Here is a 19,065-nt window from a genome sequence, read left to right on the forward strand (position 1 = left end):
TAGATGAATAGCCAGCTAAAAGAGCTTTGTGAACTCGATCAATTAATTCTCTCTAAGCTTGAATTTAGTGAAATTAATGCTGAAGAAATAACGCTGCTTGTCGATAACAGAGAACAGTTATTGCAAAACGTGCTTCAAATAATCGACTCACACCCCGACGTTAAGCAAAGTTCTGAATGGTTTGAAGCCATTATCAGAACCAGAAAATTAGTCGAATTGATGCAGTCTGAGACGAGTCGAGTAGGTAAGGCCCTACACAAATATCGTCACGGTGCTAAATCAGTTCAACAATACAAAAAGTTTTTATAGAAGAGGTTTACTATGCGCGGTTCTTTACAGGCATATAAAAAGGTATCAGTGGATAGTCAGCTAACGGCTGCCTCACCGCATAAGATTGTACAGATGCTAATGGCAGGTGCTATCGAGCGTTTGATTCAAGGTAAAGCGGCAATGCAAGCGGGTAACATCCCGGTGAAAGGTGAGCGACTTGGTAAGGCTCTAGATATCATTATTAGCCTACGCAGTTGCCTATCTATGGACGATGGTGGCGATATTGCGAAAAACCTAGATCAACTTTATGAGTTCATGATCACGCAAATTTCTGCGGCAAATCACAAAAATGACCCACAGCCTATTGATGATGTTATCGATATTATTCGCGAAATTAAGAGCGCTTGGGACCAAATTCCGAACGAATATCACAACTTGACGTCTGCTGACGTAGGTATTTAAAGAAAAATTGCAGTTTTAACCAATCTCATATCCCTTAATTGGTTGGTTGCCTTATTTTTTTAATCAAATAAAATAGAAGCCATTAGATAGCCTAATGGCTTTTTTCGTTGCTGATTTCCTAAATTTGTCCACGTAGATCATAATCATTGATACTTTTCATTGTTTTATAGACTACGTCGCTCACCGTTTTTCCGCATCGCACCAAAATAAAGGCAATAATTCCTACTTATGCAAGGTTTGGCAAAACTGCTTGTCGTCGACGATAGCGCTCAAGATCGTCACAATTTAAGCACAATATTAGAGTTTGTAGGAGAGAGCTGCGAAGTAATCAGCTCTGAACAAGCACGTAAAGTTGACTGGTCACTACAGTGGGCCGGCTGCATTATTGGTACCATTAAAGGTAAAGGCTTCAACGCATTACTGAATGAAAAGCTTGTTCACGCCAATCACATCCCTTTACTGGTGATTGGCAAAAACAATCACCCGGTTGACGAGTTGACTAACTATGTTGGTGAGCTTGAACTTCCTCTTAACTACCCTCAATTAAGTGATGCATTAAGACACTGTAAAGACTTCTTAGGTCGCAAAGGTGTTCAAGTGGTGTCTTCGGCACGCAAGAACACTCTATTTCGTAGCCTAGTAGGACAAAGTGCTGGCATTCAAGAAGTACGTCACTTAATTGAACAAGTCTCTTCTACGGAAGCGAACGTGCTGATTCTTGGTGAATCTGGTACCGGTAAAGAAGTTGTAGCGCGTAATATTCACTATCACTCTAAACGTCGTACTGGGCCTTTCGTGCCGGTAAACTGTGGTGCTATCCCACCAGATTTACTTGAGAGTGAATTGTTTGGTCATGAGAAGGGCGCGTTTACTGGTGCGATTACCGCACGTAAAGGTCGTTTTGAATTGGCTGAGGGTGGCACACTGTTTCTTGATGAAATTGGCGATATGCCAATGGCGATGCAAGTTAAGTTGTTGCGTGTACTGCAAGAGCGATGCTTTGAACGCGTCGGTGGTAACAGCACCATACAAGCTGATGTTCGTGTGATTGCGGCAACCCACCGCAACCTTGAAGATATGATCGATGATGATTTGTTCCGTGAAGATCTTTACTACCGCTTGAACGTATTCCCAATCGAAATGCCGGCGCTTCAGGACCGTAAAGAAGATATTCCACTGTTGCTTCAAGAGTTGATGACTCGAATGGAAGCGGAAGGCAGCATGCCTATCTGCTTTACCGCTCGTGCGATTAACTCTCTAATGGAGCACTACTGGCCAGGTAACGTTCGTGAATTAGCGAACCTGGTTGAGCGAATGGTTATCCTGTATCCAAACAGCTTGGTTGATGTGAATCACCTTCCAACTAAATATCGATACAGCGATATTCCTGAGTTCCAGCCTGAGTTTAATAGCTTTGTATCTGAAGAAGAGCAAGAGCGTGATGCACTTGCTGACTTATTCTCAGAAGATTTCAGTTTTGATCAGCAAGATGATATTGCCGACAATGCTAATGCGCCTCAAGAGTTACCGCCAGAAGGGGTTAACTTGAAAGAGCTACTCGCGGATATGGAAGTGAATATGATCAATCAAGCGTTGGAAGCGCAGGGCGGCATTGTTGCTCGTGCTGCTGACATGCTTGGAATGCGTAGAACCACTCTGGTTGAAAAAATGCGTAAATATAACTTGCAGCGATAGTGTCCAGTTTTCGATGAAAACGAAAAACTAGCACACACTTTTTAGCTATTTGGTAACTCTAGCTAAGTGAACAGATAAACCATAGTCGAGTTGTTGCTTGCTTAACTATGTGATAAATATAGCAAATAGCCTGACTCGTGTTGTACGTCTCAGGCTGTTTTAGTATTTGAGGCAAATTTTTGACATGTGCGTATCTAACGAACCAGAAAATCAATCACACCTAGATTCTGTTGAACAGCAGGTTGAGCGCTATAAGCAAGTACTCGACGTGATGCCAGCAGGGGTTATCTTGTTAGATACACACGGCGAAGTGAGAGAAGCGAACCCTGAAGCGCATCGTATTCTTGGTGTTGAGTTGGTTGGCGAGAAGTGGTTTTCAGTGATTCAAAGTGCCTTTGACCCAAAAGACGATGACGGTCATGAGATCTCATTGAAGAACGGGCGAAAAGTGCGTTTGGCGATTTCAGCCTCTACCACGGGTCAGCTGATTTTGATTACCGATCTGACCGAGACCCGACTATTGCAGTCTCGCGTGAGTGATCTTCAGCGTTTGTCTTCATTAGGTAGAATGGTGGCCTCGCTTGCCCATCAAGTGCGAACGCCGCTTTCAAGTGCGATGCTGTATGCATCAAACCTTGCCGCGCCAAATCTGCCGCCGGCAACAAAAACGCGTTTTCAATCTAAGCTTATGGATAGATTGCATGACTTAGAGAAGCAAGTGAACGACATGCTGTTGTTTGCCAAAGGTGGTGACAACAAAGTCGTTAAGCCATTTACTGTGGCTGAATTGATCACTGAATTTCACCCTATGGTGGAAGCGGCATTGAAAACTAACCAGATTGATTATTGCCAAGAAGTTGAGGGCGAACAGACTCAAATGTTCGGCAACGCCAATGCTATCGCCTCAGCGTTAAGCAACCTAGTGTTGAACGCGGTTCAAATTGCGGGTAAGGAATCGCAGATCGATGTGTTTTTTAGGCCCGTAAATGGCGAGCTTAAGATATCAGTGCAAGACAGTGGCCCCGGCGTACCGAAAGAGCTTCAAGGTAAAATAATGGAACCCTTCTTTACCACTCGTTCACAAGGTACAGGTCTAGGCTTAGCGGTTGTACAAATGGTATGTCGAGCACATGAAGGCCGACTGGAATTGATATCAGAAGAAGGCGACGGCGCATGCTTTACCATGTGTCTACCGCTTGAAAGAAGTGCTTCTTCTGAAGACTAATAAGTTTTAACTGAATTTACACTGGAGAATCCTATGGCTCAAAGCAAAGTGTTAATCGTCGAAGATGATGAAGGTCTACGCGAAGCCCTTGTCGACACACTCGCGCTTGCTGGCTATGAATGGCTGGAAGCGGATTGTGCGGAAGATGCTCTGGTCAAATTAAAATCGAACTCCGTTGATATTGTCGTATCTGACGTGCAGATGGCGGGCATGGGTGGCTTGGCACTATTGAGAAACATTAAGCAGCATTGGCCAAATTTGCCGGTATTGCTAATGACAGCGTACGCCAACATCGAAGATGCCGTTGCTGCAATGAAAGAGGGCGCTATCGACTATATGGCAAAGCCATTTGCGCCAGAAGTGCTGCTCAACATGGTCAGCCGTTATGCGCCTGTAAAGTCGGATGACAACGGCGACGCTATCGTTGCTGATGAAAAAAGTATCAAGCTAATGATGCTGGCTGATAAAGTTGCGAAAACCGATGCCAACGTCATGGTGTTGGGCCCGAGTGGTTCTGGTAAAGAGGTGATGTCTCGCTACATTCACAATGCTTCTAGCCGAAAAGATGGCCCGTTTGTCGCGATTAACTGCGCGGCGATCCCAGACAACATGTTAGAAGCGACCCTGTTTGGTTATGAAAAAGGCGCATTTACTGGCGCTATTCAAGCTTGCCCGGGGAAATTCGAGCAAGCGCAGGGCGGTACAATTCTGTTGGATGAGATCAGTGAAATGGATCTTAGCCTACAAGCCAAACTACTGCGTGTTTTGCAAGAGCGCGAAGTTGAGCGATTAGGTAGTCGTAAGAGCATCAAATTGGATGTTCGTGTATTAGCGACCAGTAACCGCGACCTTAAACAGTATGTTTCTGAAGGGAATTTCCGTGAGGATTTATACTACCGCCTGAATGTATTCCCAATTTCTTGGCCTCCATTGTGCGAGCGTAAAGGCGATATTGAGCCTTTAGCCAAGCACTTAGTTGAGCGCCACTGCACCAAACTTGGTATGCCTGTACCCGTTATGTCAGCACAAGCGATCAGCAAACTCGTCAATTATCCGTGGCCGGGCAATGTTCGCGAATTAGACAATGTGGTACAGCGTGCGCTAATATTGAGCGAACAAGAGAACATCTCTGGTGAGCATATCCTTCTTGAAGGTGTCGATTGGCAAGACGCAAGCAGCCTACAACAAATCGTCGAAGGCAGTGACGTAGCTGCGCCAGAAATTAAGCCTATTGCCGAAGCAAACCCAATCAATAAAATCGCGGCTAGCAGCGAAGGGTTAGGTAATGAGCTTAGAGATCAAGAGTATGCGATCATTCTTGAAACCCTGATTGCATGTAATGGCCGACGCAAAGATATGGCTGAAAAACTGGGCATTAGCCCTCGTACACTGCGTTACAAGTTGGCTAAAATGCGCGATGCTGGAATAGATATCCCAAACTGAGGATAGATTAGTAGTGTCAGCTTTCTGACTAGTATAATACGATATCTAGTCAATTAAATGTGTGGCACGCTAATTGCTCTGTCAATAATATAGCTAAATAGATGGTCATAATTTTGACTCCTGAGGTAGTAGATGAGAATAGATGGTTTACAAGGCGAAATGCAGGCAATGATGGTCGAAGCTGCCAGCGCGCGTCCCGCAGCAACGGGGCAAGCGGTCGGTGCAGATTTTGGCAACATGCTGACTAATGCCATCAATAATGTGAACTCATTACAAAAGACCTCAGGTGATCTTCAAGCTCGTTTTGATAGTGGCGACCAAAGCGTATCCCTATCGGACGTGATGATTGCTCGTAATAAATCTAGTGTGGCTTTTGAGGCGACGATCCAAATTAGAAATAAATTGGTCGAATCGTACAAAGAGCTGATGAATATGCCGGTATAAGTTGGGTAGTTAAATAGTGGCAGATAATAGTCAAACAACAGATTTAACCGTAAGCGATAGCAACGACCATGCACTTATTGCAGGCTCTGAGCTAGACGGAGAAGGGCAAAATCCCGATCTAGGTGAACGCAGTTCATCGAAGTTCGATATGGCTGTCGGTGATCTTGATTTACTTCGTCAGGTCGTCTTAGTCCTTTCTATCTCTATCTGTGTAGCGCTGATTGTGATGCTGTTTTTCTGGGTAAAAGAGCCAGAAATGCGTCCATTAGGGGCTTACGAAACAGAAGAATTGATCCCCGTTCTTGATTACTTGGATCTGCAAAAGATCCAGTACACGCTTGAAGGCAATACCATCTCAGTACCGGCGAGTGAGTACAACTCATTAAAGCTTAATATGGTACGAGCGGGTTTGAATCAAGAGCGAAACGCGGGTGATGACATCCTCATGCAAGACATGGGTTTTGGTGTATCACAACGTTTAGAACAAGAACGCCTTAAATTAAGCCGCGAAAGACAACTTGCCAAAGCCATTGAGCAGATGAAACAGGTGCGTAAAGCTCAGGTTTTATTGGCCCTGCCGAAGCAGAGTGTTTTTGTACGTCATAATCAAGAAGCCTCTGCTTCTGTATTCCTAACTCTAAAAACAGGTACTAACCTCAAGCAGCAAGAAGTTGATTCTGTTGTGGATATGGTGGCAAGTGCCGTTCCGGGAATGAAAACCTCACGTATTACGGTGACCGATCAGCATGGCCGATTGTTGAGCTCAGGCTCTCAAGACCCTATGTCAGCGGCGCGTCGTAAAGAACACGAGTTAGAGCGCAATCAAGAACAAGCGCTGCGTGAAAAAATTGACTCCATCCTGATTCCTATTCTTGGGTTTGGTAACTACACCGCTCAGGTTGATATCCAGCTCGATTTCAGTGCTGTGGAGCAAACCAGAAAACGTTTTGATCCGAATACACCGGCGACTCGAAGTGAATACACCTTAGAAGATTACAACAATGGAAATACGGTGGCGGGTATTCCGGGTGCGTTGAGTAACCAGCCTCCAGCGGATGCCTCAATTCCACAAGATGTGGCTCAGATGAAAGACGGCGCGATGACAGGTCAAGGCTCTGTTCACAAAGAAGCGACTCGAAACTTTGAGCTAGACACCACCATCAGTCATGAACGTAAACAGAGCGGCACGGTTAATCGTCAGACGGTTTCTGTTGCGATCAAAGACCGCCAATCCTTGAACCCAGATACGGGTGAAGTGGTTCATACGCCAATCCCGGCGAGCGAAATCAATGCGATTCGCCAAGTACTGATTGGTACGGTGGGCTTTGATGAAACTCGTGGTGATTTGCTCAACGTATTAAGCATGCAGTTTGCACCTCAAGTAACAGATGTTGTTGCTGATGTGCCAATCTGGGAGCATCCAAACTTCAATGATTGGGTTCGTTGGTTTGCAAGTGCCTTGGTTATCATTGTGGTGGTGTTGGTACTTGTTCGCCCTGCAATGAAGAAACTGCTTAACCCAGCAGCAGACAACGATGAACAGATGTACGGACCTGATGGCATGCCAATTGGTGCCGACGGCGAAACCAGCTTAATTGGTGGTGATATTGAAGGTGGTGAGCTGTTTGAATTTGGTTCAAGTATCGACTTACCAAACCTTCATAAAGACGAGGACGTGCTGAAAGCAGTACGTGCACTTGTAGCGAATGAACCAGAGCTAGCAGCTCAAGTAGTTAAGAATTGGATGGTAGATGGCTAACGAAATAGTTCCACAACAAACTGAAGGCGGTGAAGTGCTTGATGTCTCTAGCGTGGATATCGGCTCTATCTCAGGCGATGAGCGCGCTGCGATCTTGTTGCTCAGTTTAAATGAAGAAGATGCTGCTGGTATTATTCGTCACCTAGAGCCAAAGCAGGTTCAGCGTGTGGGTAGTGCGATGGCGCGAGCTACAGACCTATCCCAAGAGAAAGTAGGCGCTGTGCACCGTGCTTTCTTAGATGATATTCAGAAGTACACCAACATTGGTATGGGCAGCGAAGACTTCATGCGTAATGCGTTAGTTGCTGCTCTGGGTGAAGACAAGGCGAATAACCTTGTTGACCAAATCCTTCTCGGCACAGGTTCGAAAGGTTTGGATTCGCTTAAGTGGATGGATCCTCGTCAGGTGGCGAGCATTATCATCAACGAGCACCCTCAAATTCAAACTATTGTGTTGTCGTACCTCGATGCCGATCAATCGGCTGAGATCCTGTCTCAGTTCCCAGAACGAGTTCGTCTGGATCTGATGATGCGTATTGCCAACCTTGAAGAAGTTCAACCTTCGGCGCTTGCTGAACTGAATGAAATCATGGAGAAACAGTTCGCGGGTCAAGCGGGTGCTCAAGCTGCCAAAATTGGTGGCCTGAAAGCCGCGGCTGAGATCATGAACTACATGGATAACAACGTGGAAGGCGTCTTGATGGATCAAATCCGTGACCAAGACGAAGACATGGCAACACAGATTCAAGATCTGATGTTTGTCTTTGAAAACCTTATTGAAGTTGATGACCAAGGTGTTCAACGACTACTACGTGATGTTCCACAAGATATTCTACAGAAAGCACTTAAAGGTGCAGATGAAGGTCTACGTGAGAAGATCTTCAAGAACATGTCTAAACGTGCTGCCGATATGATGAGAGACGATATTGAGGCGATGCCGCCAGTCAAAGTCTCTGATGTTGAAGCGGCTCAGAAAGAGATTTTGGGTATCGCGAGGAAGATGGCAGACAGTGGCGAAATTATGCTGTCTGGTGGCGCCGACGAGTTCCTTTAATACAGAAATCTCAAAAGCCCCACACTGTTGGGGCTTTTCTTTATCCAATCTCGAACCACAGATTAACTCAGTTTAACTGCTTGAATTCACAATACAGTTAAGCCACTCATAGATAGGTACTGATATGTCAGGTGATAGAAAACGCGGCTTCCTTCGCCCTGAAGAAGATAATACGGTTGCCCAACCTCAGAAATGGGGGCTGCCTGACTACACCTCTGACGTGAGCAAACAAGCCAAAGAAACCGCTTTTAACTACGACCCTAGTTGGATGCCAACGGTTGAAGAAGCCATTGAAGATGAAGAGCTGGTTCTGACTGAAGAGCAAATCGAGCTGATTAAACAAGGCGCTTATCAGGAAGGGCTGCATCAAGGCCAAGAGGCGGGCTTTAAGCAAGGCTATGAAAAAGGCAAAGAAGAAGGTTTTGCTGCCGGTCACGAAGAAGGCAACGAAGCCGGCAAGCTTGAAGGCGTAACCGCGGGTCAAGAGTACATTCAACAGCAGGTGGCCGTCTTCATGGGGCTGGCAAACCAGTTCGCTCAACCCTTAGAGTTGATGAACGCTCAGGTGGAGAAGCAATTGGTCGACATGGTGCTTACCATGGTCAAAGAAGTGGTTCATGTTGAAGTGCAAACCAACCCACAAATCATATTAGATACCGTTAAAGAATCGGTAGAGTCGTTGCCGATTTCTGGTCACGCAATCACATTGAAACTCAATCCGGAAGATGTGGCGATCATTCGCTCTGCGTATGGCGAGACTGAATTGGACTGCCGTAATTGGACGCTGGTCGCAGAGCCAGCACTCAACCGTGGTGATGTACAAATTGAAGCGGGTGAGTCGAGCGTTAACTACCGCATGGAAGATCGTGTAAAGAACGTTATTCAAAATTTCTGCGGCGCAAATCGTCACCAAGGTCATGAGTAATGCTTGAGTTAGTGAATCGTCTCAGTCAGTACAAAGTCGAGGGGCTAAAATCGCGACCAATTGCCTCTGGTAAATTAGTACGCGTTGTTGGCTTAACGCTTGAAGCGACCGGCTGTAAAGCGCCAATCGGCAGTTTGTGTTTAGTCGAAACCATGTCTGGTCAGATGGAAGCCGAAGTCGTCGGTTTCTCTGGCGATAACCTATTTTTGATGCCGAGTGAGCAAATCACCGGGATCTTACCTGGCGCTCGCGTCACGCCAATGACTACCGAAAGTGGTATCCCTGTTGGAATGGAACTGCTCGGTCGAGTGATCGACGGCGTAGGTAATCCACTCGACGGTTTAGGTCCAATCTATACAGAGCAACGCGCTTCATTTAATGCGGAGCCAATCAACCCGTTAGCTCGTAAACCGATTTCTGAACCACTCGATGTCGGCTTGAAAGCCATTAATGGTTTGCTAACCGTGGGTAAAGGGCAACGTATCGGTCTGTTTGCTGGCTCTGGTGTCGGTAAATCCGTAACTCTGGGCATGATGACTCGAGGCACAACTGCGCAAGTAGTGGTCGTAGGCCTAATCGGTGAGCGTGGACGAGAAGTTAAAGAATTTATTGAAGAGATTCTTGGTGAAGATGGCCGTAAGCGTTCGGTTGTTGTTGCCGCTCCTGCCGACTCATCACCATTGATGCGCTTAAAAGGCTGTCAAACCGCGTTGGCTGTCGCCGAATACTTCCGCGACCAAGGCTTAGATGTTCTGCTACTCATGGATTCATTGACCCGTTTTGCTCAAGCTCAGCGTGAAATTGCTCTGTCTGTGGGTGAGCCGCCAGCAACCAAGGGCTATCCGCCATCAGTCTTCGCTAAGCTTCCTGCGCTGGTGGAACGAGCAGGTAACGGCAATGATGAACAAGGTTCTATCACGGCTTTCTTTACCGTGTTAACCGAAGGCGATGACTTACAAGATCCGATTGCGGATGCGTCGCGAGCAATTCTCGATGGTCACGTTGTGTTATCTCGTGAGATGGCCGATGCCGGTCACTACCCAGCGATTGACGTTGAGAAATCCGTCAGTCGTGTTATGCCGCAAATCACCACTGAAGAACATGTCTTGATGTCGAAAGCGGTAAGGCAAGTGCTGTCTATCTGCCGTAAAAACCAAGATTTGGTGTCGATTGGTGCTTACAAGCCAGGAACGGATCCAGCAATCGATAGTGCCTTCACGTTGAAACCAAAACTGGATGAGTACTTGCAGCAGAAGATGAAAGAGACCGTCCCATACGACATGTGCGTCAACATGTTGAAACATGTATTGGGTGGCTAACGGGTGAATAAGGTTAGTCATGGATAACGCATTAGAATTTTTGCTCGATCAAGCCAAAGATCAAGAGAACCAAGCGGTACTTGCGCTCAACAAAGCGAACTCTGAGCTGCAAGGCTACTATGAGCAGGTTGCGCAGATTGAAAAGTATCGACTGGATTACTGTCAGCAGCTCGTTGACCGCGGCAAGGCAGGCTTAACGGCGAGCCAATATGGTCACTTGAACCGCTTCTTAACTCAGTTGGATGAAACATTATCCAAACAGAGAGAAGCCGAGCACCACTTTAAAAATCAAGTCGACAACTGCCAAAGCTACTGGATGGAGTTACGCAAAAAACGTAAATCCTACGAGTGGTTGATGGAGAAAAAGCAGAAAGAGAAAGCAAAGCTGCAAGATCGAAGAGAACAAAAGCAAATGGATGAGTTTTCGACTCTGTTATACAGCCGAAAGAAGATGTGATCCTAAGCCACGAATGACGTCAGTGCTGTTCTCTATATTGTGAAAACCGAACTTATAGGCATGTTTCTTGCTCCGTTTTATATAAAATTGCGCGTTATGCCCACCAAAGGCATGAAAAGCATCCGACTTTCTTTTTGTTGCCTGATTCATGGCAGCAAAGCTAGTAGATAGAGCTTGTATATATGAATGTTAGTCTTTCCTCAAATTCAGCGACCAACAAAATGTCATCGTTGTTGGACACCGGTTCTGCCTCTTCCAAGGTAGAAGAAACCGGCGACTCTAAAGGTTTCTTTGAGTCCTTTAAAGAAGCGCTCGGCTTTGAAGAAAGTGACAGTAAAGTCGCAGCAAAAGACACAGAAAGCACTGCGAAACCTGATACTAAACAGACATCTACCGAAGGTGAAGCGTCAGCCGAAGCGAACAAAGGTGATTCCGCTGAATCAAAGGCTACTGACGAAGTGAGCGAAGCGCAAAGCAAGCAAGCAGCTTCAGAAGTAGAAGGCGAGAAAGCTGCTGATAAAACATCAGCAGAGGCTGCGTCTGGATCTGAGGCTCAGCTCAAAGCCAATTCGGGCACTGATAGCACTGTCGCTGATAAGACTGTTGCAGATAAGGCAGATGGTAAAGATGCGCAGGATACGACTAACGAATCTAAAGAACATATTGCTCAATCCCAAACTCAGGGTCCATCAGCGGTAGATGGTGCTACGCAGGCATCGCAAGCCAATGCAGCGATGAGCGAAGGCAATAAATTGCTTGGTCAATTGGATGAGGCAAACAAAACCCTAAATCAAGCGCCAAACGGCAAAGGCTTGCCTCAGCAAGGTCAGGTAGAACAAGCCCAAGGTAATATCACCGGTGCTTCTGTTGCAGGAGTTTCCGTTACGGATAAGGCGACACAACAAGCTAAGGCTGCAAATCAGGAGAAGAGCCTTGAAGTCGATTCTGAAATCGCTGTACTTACCGGAGGTAAGGGTGTTTCTCAGCTAACTGATACTGAAATTCGACAGTTGATGGATAAAGGCGTCACTCCAGAACAAATTGAAGCCAGTATGAGCCGAGAGCTGAGCCAAAAGAATGCAGCTAGTGCGGTTGCTGCCGAGCAGAGCCAAGCATTGTCAGCCGTGGATATTGAACTGGCAAAGCAAGTAGATGCCCATACCAAAGCGCTAAACCAATTGAATGGACAAATCGAATCAGAGCAGTCTGTTGTCGATAGCTTGCTTGATAAGCAACAAAGTGGCGCTAAGTTGACGGTTGATGAGCAAGCCGCTTTGGCTAAAGCGACCTCTAACCTAGACCTGTTGAATCAACAGCTCGCTAACGTTCAACAACAAGTAACAGCTTTGCTAAGTCAAGCTCCGGCTGCGAACAGTGCGTCTGGTGAACCCACTGCTATCGATTGGGATAATACGGATTCAAGCGAAACTAAAGCCTTAGCTGCGGCAGCATCAACAGCAGCTGTAGCGACGGCTACACAACAAGTGTCAGCGCAGGCCGCTTCTCAATCAGCAAACAATGCTCTTACGGACAAGGCGGCAATGCTGCACGCCAATAATGCACATGCAGCCCAACAGGCCGCAGCTCAACAAGCTAATGTGGCTTCACCTCAGCAGCAAGCAACGTTGGATCCAGCTTTAACCGCGCAAGGAATGGCGATGAATGCAACGCCAGCTGCCACAAAAGCAGGCTCGACTGATACGCTTCTTAAAGCGGGCGCCGGTGCAGCAGCACTGTCTGGTTTGGGTAAAGCGGGTGCTAAAGAAGATTCTAAAGATTCGACCTTTGCTCAGCAGATCGCTTCTGCGGCTGGTGCACAAGGTACGGCAACGGTGGGTTCAGCACCTACGCGAGCTGAAATTCAAGCTGCTCAACAAGCGCCCTTACAGCTCACCAAAGAGCTAGCCAATGAGCAAGTGGCTGAAAAAGTACAAATGATGATGTCTAAGAACCTTAAGAACTTGGACATTCGTCTCGACCCACCAGAATTGGGCCAAATGAAAATCCGCATGACCATGAATAATGACGTGGCAAACGTGCACTTTACGGTGAGTAATCAGCAAGCGAGAGATGTGATTGAACAAACCTTACCTCGCTTGAGAGAGATGCTTGCTCAGCAAGGTCTGCAGCTTGCCGATTCGTCTGTTCAACAACAGAACTCCGGTCAGGGACAAGATAGATACAACAATGGTGAGCAACAATCCGGCGCTAACCGCACAAATGATACGCAAGGTGATGAAAACCTTGATAGTGACAGCAATCTTGAATTGAATGTCGCATCAAAGCGTGATGGAATTAGTTATTATGCCTAATATCAGGCTAAGAACGCTTGGTTAATAGAAAAAACCAGTTAATAAAAAGAACCATCAGTTAATCGCAAGAACAGGAAGTTAGAGTAAGATATGGCCGAAGAACAAGATGCACCTAAAGGGAAGAGCAAGCTCCTTATAATTATTATTGCCGTAGTTGTGTTACTGCTTGGTATAGGTGGTGCGCTGTACTTTTTCTTAGGTTCTGACGATAGCGCCTCTGAATCTCAGTCTCAGCCAGCAACGGCTGTGGTCGCTGCAGAGCCGGTTATGTATGTTAATATTCCTCAGCCCTTCTTGTTTAATGTGACAGGTGACAAAAAAGATCGCCTAGTTCAGATAAAAGCACAGCTCATGGTACGTGGCAGTAAGAATGAAGACCTGGCTCGTTACCACTCTCCACTTGTAGAAAGTACGCTACTGGCCACGTTCGCTTCGGCAACGGTTGATCAATTGCGCTCACCAACAGGCCGCGTGGAACTGCGTAATAAGGCAACAGAAGATATTAAAGCAAGCCTGGCTCAAGCTGTTGGCCAGCCTGTGATTGAAAAAGTGTTATTCACTGACTTCGTAATTCAATAGGTAATTTGTGACCGATTTATTAAGCCAAGACGAAATTGATGCGCTGTTACATGGCGTTGATGATGTTGAAGAAGTTGAAGATGTCTTAGAAACCGAAAATGACAATGCGGTCAATTTCGACTTCTCATCTCAAGATCGAATCGTCCGTGGTCGAATGCCGACCCTTGAACTTATTAACGAGCGCTTCGCACGTCATATGCGTATCAGCTTGTTTAATATGTTACGTAAAACGGCTGAAGTGTCGATCAACGGCGTACAGATGATGAAGTTTGGTGAGTACCAAAACACATTGTATGTACCCACCAGTTTAAACATGGTTCGTTTCCGTCCATTGAAAGGTACGGCACTCATCACCATGGAAGCTCGTCTGGTTTTCATTCTCGTAGAGAACTTTTTTGGCGGTGATGGTCGTTTCCACGCCAAGATTGAAGGTCGTGAATTCACGCCTACTGAAAGACGAATCATTCAGTTACTGCTGAAAATTGTTTTTGAAGATTACAAAGAAGCTTGGTCGCCAGTGATGGGGGTTGAGTTTGAATACTTGGATTCCGAAGTGAACCCAAGTATGGCGAACATTGTGAGCCCAACCGAAGTGATTGTTGTGAGTTCGTTCCACATTGAAGTGGATGGCGGTGGTGGTGACTTCCACGTTGTCATGCCTTACTCCATGGTTGAGCCGATCCGTGAACTGCTTGATGCGGGTGTTCAATCAGACAAGATGGAAACCGATGTTCGTTGGAGTACCGCACTGCGTGATGAGATCATGGATGTGCCCGTCAATTTCCGCGTGAATTTGCTAGAGCAAGATATTTCCCTTCGTGATCTGATGGAGCTGCGCCCTGGTGATGTTATCCCAATGAACATGCCTGAGCACGCAACCATGTTTGTCGAAGAACTGCCGACTTATCGTGTGAAAATGGGCCGTTCTGGTGAGAAGCTTGCAGTACAGATTTCGGAAAAAATTCAAAGACCACATGTGGTTAAAACTGATCTCGCTTTTCTAGGTAAAGACTTATTGTCTGAGCTCGAAAACAGTGATGATGACGACGAATAGTAAAATAGATAAAAGTATAGGAATTGGTAATGGAACCTAGTGAAGATCAAAAGCTAGCAGACGAATGGGCTGCAGCACTTGGTGAAGATCCTTTAGCGCCGTCAATTGATGTTGATGATGTGCTTGCGGCACCACTTGATGAGCTAACCGATTCATCATCTCCGATTTCTGAAGATGAGCGTCGTAAGCTGGATACCATTATGGATATTCCAGTGACTATTTCGATGGAAGTTGGTCGCTCTCAGATCAGTATTCGTAACTTACTCCAATTGAACCAAGGCTCGGTTGTTGAGCTTGATCGAATTGCTGGTGAGTCACTAGATGTGATGGTTAACGGTACTCTGATTGCTCACGGTGAAGTGGTTGTAGTAAATGACAAATTTGGTATTCGTTTGACTGACGTTATTAGCCAAACAGAACGAATTAAGAAGCTGCGTTAATGAGTTTTTTGTCTCAAAGACTTGCGGGCTCTTCTCTCGGAATGACAGGTTTGTTACGAGGAATCTTGGGAGTAGGGCTATTAACGGTTCCTTCCATTGCTTTTGCAGCAACACCGCCTTCTCTCGATTTAGCGACCACCTTTGGGTCGCTAATTTTCGTTATAGCCTTCATTTTATTTATTGCTTGGCTACTCAAGCGAATGCAAGTACCTGCGATGTCGAATCAACAAGGTTTGGCGATTGTTAGGCAAATCCCTGTTGGTACTAAAGAGCGTATCGCTATTGTGCAAGCGGGTGATGAACAGTTCTTGGTAGGGATTACCACACAATCGATTCAGCTGATCTCTAAGCTCGATAAACCTCTTACTCAGGAGATGCTGGAAAAAAGTACATTTTCAAGTCAGCTTTCCCAGCTAATAAAAAAAGATGCAAACAAGTAACGGACTTTTGAACTCCTCTTACTTTCACCAAGCCGGAGCTTTCCGAGCGGTGAAAGTGTGGTTGGTTCAGCTTATTCTCCTATGCTCAATCGTATTCAGTGTGTCGGTATTTGCACAAGCTGAAGACGGCACCGTCATTCCTGCGAATACCGCTGGCTCGGAATCGGTGACTATCAGCACGATGGAACAAGACCAAGCCAAATCGACAACCATGACCACGGGCAGCTTAACTGGCAATGGTGGCGGCATACCTGCCTTTACCATGACAACCAATGCCAATGGCGGTGAAGACTACTCGATTAACCTGCAAATTCTCGCGTTAATGACCATGCTTGGCTTCTTGCCGGCGATGGTGATTTTGATGACATCGTTCACTCGTATTGTGGTAGTGATGTCTATCTTGCGTCAGGCGATGGGTCTACAACAAACACCGTCTAACCAAGTCATTATTGGTATTGCGATATTCTTGACCTTCTTCATCATGTCGCCAGTGATTAACCAAGTGAACGAACAAGCAGTTCAGCCATATCTTAATGAACAGATCTCGGCACGACAGGCATTTGATGTTGCCCAAGAACCGATTAAATCCTTCATGCTTAAACAGACTCGAATCAAAGATCTTGAAACCTTTGTTGAGATTTCTGGTGCGGAAGTGACTAACCCTGAAGATGTTTCGATGGCGGTTCTGATTCCAGCATTTATCACATCGGAATTAAAAACGGCTTTCCAAATCGGATTTATGCTGTTCTTGCCTTTCCTAATCATCGACTTGGTGGTGGCATCGGTATTGATGGCTATGGGTATGATGATGTTGTCACCGATGATTGTATCGCTGCCGTTTAAGTTGATGCTGTTTGTTCTTGTTGATGGCTGGAACTTGATACTCTCCACACTCGCCGGCAGTTTTGCCTTGTAGCTGGGGGAATAATGAATCCTGAAATATTCGTAGAGTTGTTCCGAGATGCCCTTTGGATGGTATTAATCATGGTTTGCGCCATCATTATTCCTAGCCTGCTGATCGGTTTGGTTGTGGCTGTTTTCCAAGCTGCGACCTCAATCAACGAACAAACCCTGAGTTTCCTGCCGCGTTTGATCGTAACTTTGTTGGCGTTGATGCTATTCGCACACTGGATGACCCAGATGATGATGGAGTTCTTTTTTGAGCTCATCGAACGCTTGCCGCAAGTTCTGTATTAAACCGATATGGAATATCCAACGAGCCTTGTACTAGAGTGGTTAGCCAATTATTTTTGGCCATACACTCGCATCTCAGCGATGCTGATGGTGATGACGGTAACAGGGGCACGCTTCGTGTCGCCGCGTATTCGTCTGTATTTAGGCTTGGCGATCACTTTTGCGGTGATGCCTGCGATTCCGGCCGTTCCCAAAGAGATTGAACTTCTGTCCTTTCAAGGCTTCCTGACTGTCTTCGAGCAAATTGTGATTGGCGTGGCCATGGGTTTTGTTACCCAGTTCATGATTCAAACCTTTGTTATGCTGGGTCAGATCCTCGGTATGCAATCGAGCTTGGGTTTTGCATCAATGGTCGACCCGGCTAACGGGCAAAACACGCCGGTACTTGGTCAGCTGTTCATGCTGCTAGCGACCATGTTTTTTTTGGCGACCGATGGTCACTTGAAAATGCTGCAGCTGGTGGTGTTTAGTTTTAAGACCTTGCCGATTGGCAGTGGCTCTCTAACCTCTGTGGATTTTCGAGAGCTCGCATTGTGGCTCGGCATCATGTTCAAAACGGCATTAGCGATGTCATTGTCGGGGATTATTGCGCTGCTAACGATTAACCTTTCTTTTGGTGTAATGACGCGTGCGGCACCTCAATTAAACATCTTTTCTTTGGGTTTTGCATTTGCGCTACTCGTGGGTCTGTTGCTTTGTTGGTACATCCTTGGCGGCTTATATAGTCACTATGAGCTATTTTGGATGCAGGGCGAACAACAGATATGTCGTCTAATCCGGTTAGATTGCTAGGAGACTGAAATGGCAGAGTCAGACGGTCAAGAACGCACAGAAGACGCCACGCCCAAACGCTTGCAACAGGCCAAAGAGAAAGGGCAGGTTGCAAGGTCAAAAGAGCTAGCGTCAGCGTCGGTACTTATTGTCGGTGCGATTGCATTAATGTGGTTTGGCGAATCGATGGCGAAGGCTTTGTTCGAGGCGATGCAACGCCTGTTCTCTTTGAGTCGCGACGAGATCTTTGACACCAATAAACTCTTAGAAATTGCCGGTGGTGCACTGGTGAACCTGCTGTTCCCGCTGTTTTTGATACTGATAACCTTGTTTGTTGCTGCCGTCATCGGCGCTGCGGGTGTCGGTGGGATTAACTTCTCAATGCAAGCGGCGATGCCAAAGGCGTCTAAGCTCAACCCACTGAGTGGTATCAAGCGTATGTTTGGCCTGCAAAGTTGGGTTGAACTGCTCAAGTCTATTCTTAAAGTAGCGCTCGTATCGGGGATGGCGATTTATCTGATTCAAGCCTCTCAGCATGATTTAATGCAGCTGAGTATGGATGTGTACCCGCAGAACATCTTTCATGCCTTGGATATCTTGCTCAATTTCATCCTGTTGATCAGCTGCTCACTGCTGATTGTGGTGGCGATTGATATCCCGTTCCAGATCTGGCAACACGCCGATCAATTGAAGATGACCAAACAAGAAGTCAAAGACGAATTCAAAGATACTGAAGGTAAGCCGGAAGTGAAAGGCCGAATTCGTATGCTTCAAAGGGAAGCGGCTCAGCGTCGCATGATGGCAGACGTTCCTCAAGCAGATGTGATTGTGACCAACCCGGAACACTTTTCAGTGGCGCTGCGCTATAAGCAGAATCAAGACAAAGCACCAATTGTGGTTGCTAAAGGTGTCGACCACATGGCGATGAAGATCCGAGAGATTGCGCGTGCAAACGACATCTATATAGTTCCAGCGCCGCCATTGGCGAGGGCGCTTTATCATACCACTGAGCTAGAACAACAAATTCCTGACGGTCTGTTTACGGCAGTTGCACAAGTGCTTGCATATGTTTTCCAGCTTAAACAGTACCGAAAACGAGGTGGTGAGCGACCAAAACTGCAAGATTCTAATATGCCGATCCCACCTGATTTACGTCATTAGATCAATTGCTTGAGCTCTGCGTGATGAACCCTGATAATAGCGAGCTAGCTAATCTTCCTTT

General features: G+C 46.3%; 20 protein-coding genes. All 20 read left to right on the forward strand.

Annotated elements, in window-relative coordinates; translation table 11 throughout:
• Nucleotides 1–3 precede the first annotated feature (3 nt).
• The 20 genes from BCU07_RS02600 (at nucleotide 4) to flhB (ending at nucleotide 19,004) form a co-directional block, all read left to right on the forward strand.
• Nucleotides 4–309 carry a flagellar protein FliT gene (locus BCU07_RS02600; RefSeq protein WP_048661524.1) on the forward strand — a complete coding sequence of 102 codons (306 nt, stop codon included), beginning with the start codon at nucleotides 4–6 and terminating at the stop codon, nucleotides 307–309.
• A gap of 12 nt (nucleotides 310–321) precedes the next feature.
• Nucleotides 322–732 carry a flagellar export chaperone FliS gene (gene fliS / locus BCU07_RS02605; RefSeq protein WP_004736194.1) on the forward strand — a complete coding sequence of 137 codons (411 nt, stop codon included), beginning with the start codon at nucleotides 322–324 and terminating at the stop codon, nucleotides 730–732.
• A gap of 228 nt (nucleotides 733–960) precedes the next feature.
• Nucleotides 961–2,427, forward strand: a complete 1,467-nt coding sequence (locus BCU07_RS02610; protein ID WP_102429081.1) for a sigma-54 dependent transcriptional regulator — start codon at nucleotides 961–963, stop codon at nucleotides 2,425–2,427.
• 184 nt (nucleotides 2,428–2,611) lie between these two features.
• Nucleotides 2,612–3,652 (forward strand): sensor histidine kinase, encoded by a 1,041-nt coding sequence (locus BCU07_RS02615; RefSeq protein WP_017066378.1) that lies wholly within the window; start codon nucleotides 2,612–2,614, stop codon nucleotides 3,650–3,652.
• A 33-nt stretch (nucleotides 3,653–3,685) separates the two neighbouring features.
• On the forward strand, nucleotides 3,686–5,095 hold the full coding sequence (locus BCU07_RS02620) for a sigma-54-dependent transcriptional regulator (RefSeq protein ID WP_017060685.1): 1,410 nt from the start codon (nucleotides 3,686–3,688) through the stop codon (nucleotides 5,093–5,095).
• Between the two features lie 132 nt (nucleotides 5,096–5,227).
• Nucleotides 5,228–5,539 carry a flagellar hook-basal body complex protein FliE gene (gene fliE / locus BCU07_RS02625; protein WP_017060684.1) on the forward strand — a complete coding sequence of 104 codons (312 nt, stop codon included), beginning with the start codon at nucleotides 5,228–5,230 and terminating at the stop codon, nucleotides 5,537–5,539.
• A 16-nt stretch (nucleotides 5,540–5,555) separates the two neighbouring features.
• Nucleotides 5,556–7,298 carry a flagellar basal-body MS-ring/collar protein FliF gene (gene fliF, locus BCU07_RS02630; RefSeq protein WP_017064120.1) on the forward strand — a complete coding sequence of 581 codons (1,743 nt, stop codon included), beginning with the start codon at nucleotides 5,556–5,558 and terminating at the stop codon, nucleotides 7,296–7,298.
• Nucleotides 7,291–8,352 (forward strand): flagellar motor switch protein FliG, encoded by a 1,062-nt coding sequence (gene fliG, locus BCU07_RS02635; RefSeq protein ID WP_017060682.1) that lies wholly within the window; start codon nucleotides 7,291–7,293, stop codon nucleotides 8,350–8,352. Before fliF ends, fliG begins: the two co-directional genes overlap by 8 nt.
• Before the next feature lie 124 nt (nucleotides 8,353–8,476).
• Nucleotides 8,477–9,277 (forward strand): flagellar assembly protein FliH, encoded by an 801-nt coding sequence (fliH, locus tag BCU07_RS02640; protein WP_017060681.1) that lies wholly within the window; start codon nucleotides 8,477–8,479, stop codon nucleotides 9,275–9,277.
• Nucleotides 9,277–10,596, forward strand: coding sequence for a flagellar protein export ATPase FliI (gene fliI / locus BCU07_RS02645; RefSeq protein ID WP_102429082.1), 1,320 nt, complete (start codon nucleotides 9,277–9,279; stop codon nucleotides 10,594–10,596). Before fliH ends, fliI begins: the two co-directional genes overlap by 1 nt.
• 19 nt (nucleotides 10,597–10,615) lie before the next feature.
• Nucleotides 10,616–11,053, forward strand: a complete 438-nt coding sequence (gene fliJ, locus BCU07_RS02650; RefSeq protein WP_017060679.1) for a flagellar export protein FliJ — start codon at nucleotides 10,616–10,618, stop codon at nucleotides 11,051–11,053.
• Between the two features lie 182 nt (nucleotides 11,054–11,235).
• Nucleotides 11,236–13,365 (forward strand): flagellar hook-length control protein FliK, encoded by a 2,130-nt coding sequence (locus BCU07_RS02655; protein WP_102429083.1) that lies wholly within the window; start codon nucleotides 11,236–11,238, stop codon nucleotides 13,363–13,365.
• A 90-nt stretch (nucleotides 13,366–13,455) separates the two neighbouring features.
• On the forward strand, nucleotides 13,456–13,944 hold the full coding sequence (fliL, locus tag BCU07_RS02660) for a flagellar basal body-associated protein FliL (RefSeq protein WP_017060677.1): 489 nt from the start codon (nucleotides 13,456–13,458) through the stop codon (nucleotides 13,942–13,944).
• A 7-nt stretch (nucleotides 13,945–13,951) separates the two neighbouring features.
• On the forward strand, nucleotides 13,952–14,998 hold the full coding sequence (gene fliM / locus BCU07_RS02665) for a flagellar motor switch protein FliM (protein WP_017060676.1): 1,047 nt from the start codon (nucleotides 13,952–13,954) through the stop codon (nucleotides 14,996–14,998).
• 29 nt (nucleotides 14,999–15,027) lie between these two features.
• Entirely contained in the window at nucleotides 15,028–15,438 is a 411-nt protein-coding gene (gene fliN / locus BCU07_RS02670) for a flagellar motor switch protein FliN (RefSeq protein ID WP_004736208.1), read from the forward strand.
• Nucleotides 15,438–15,878 carry a flagellar biosynthetic protein FliO gene (gene fliO, locus BCU07_RS02675; RefSeq protein ID WP_050652153.1) on the forward strand — a complete coding sequence of 147 codons (441 nt, stop codon included), beginning with the start codon at nucleotides 15,438–15,440 and terminating at the stop codon, nucleotides 15,876–15,878. The genes fliN and fliO overlap by 1 nt, the downstream gene beginning before the upstream one ends.
• A complete protein-coding gene (gene fliP / locus BCU07_RS02680) occupies nucleotides 15,865–16,794 on the forward strand; it encodes a flagellar type III secretion system pore protein FliP (protein ID WP_170791796.1) in 930 nt (309 codons plus the stop codon). The genes fliO and fliP overlap by 14 nt, the downstream gene beginning before the upstream one ends.
• Nucleotides 16,795–16,805: 11 nt before the next feature.
• Nucleotides 16,806–17,075, forward strand: coding sequence for a flagellar biosynthesis protein FliQ (gene fliQ, locus BCU07_RS02685; RefSeq protein WP_029235191.1), 270 nt, complete (start codon nucleotides 16,806–16,808; stop codon nucleotides 17,073–17,075).
• A 6-nt stretch (nucleotides 17,076–17,081) separates the two neighbouring features.
• The gene (gene fliR, locus BCU07_RS02690; protein ID WP_017060672.1) at nucleotides 17,082–17,864 is read left to right on the forward strand and encodes a flagellar biosynthetic protein FliR; all 783 of its coding nucleotides are present in this window, start codon (nucleotides 17,082–17,084) and stop codon (nucleotides 17,862–17,864) included.
• A 9-nt stretch (nucleotides 17,865–17,873) separates the two neighbouring features.
• A complete protein-coding gene (gene flhB / locus BCU07_RS02695; RefSeq protein ID WP_017060671.1) occupies nucleotides 17,874–19,004 on the forward strand; it encodes a flagellar biosynthesis protein FlhB in 1,131 nt (376 codons plus the stop codon).
• Nucleotides 19,005–19,065 lie beyond the last annotated feature (61 nt).

This window comes from Vibrio sp. 10N.261.54.E10 (assembly GCF_002877735.2).
In the GTDB taxonomy this organism is placed as follows: domain Bacteria; phylum Pseudomonadota; class Gammaproteobacteria; order Enterobacterales; family Vibrionaceae; genus Vibrio; species Vibrio crassostreae_C.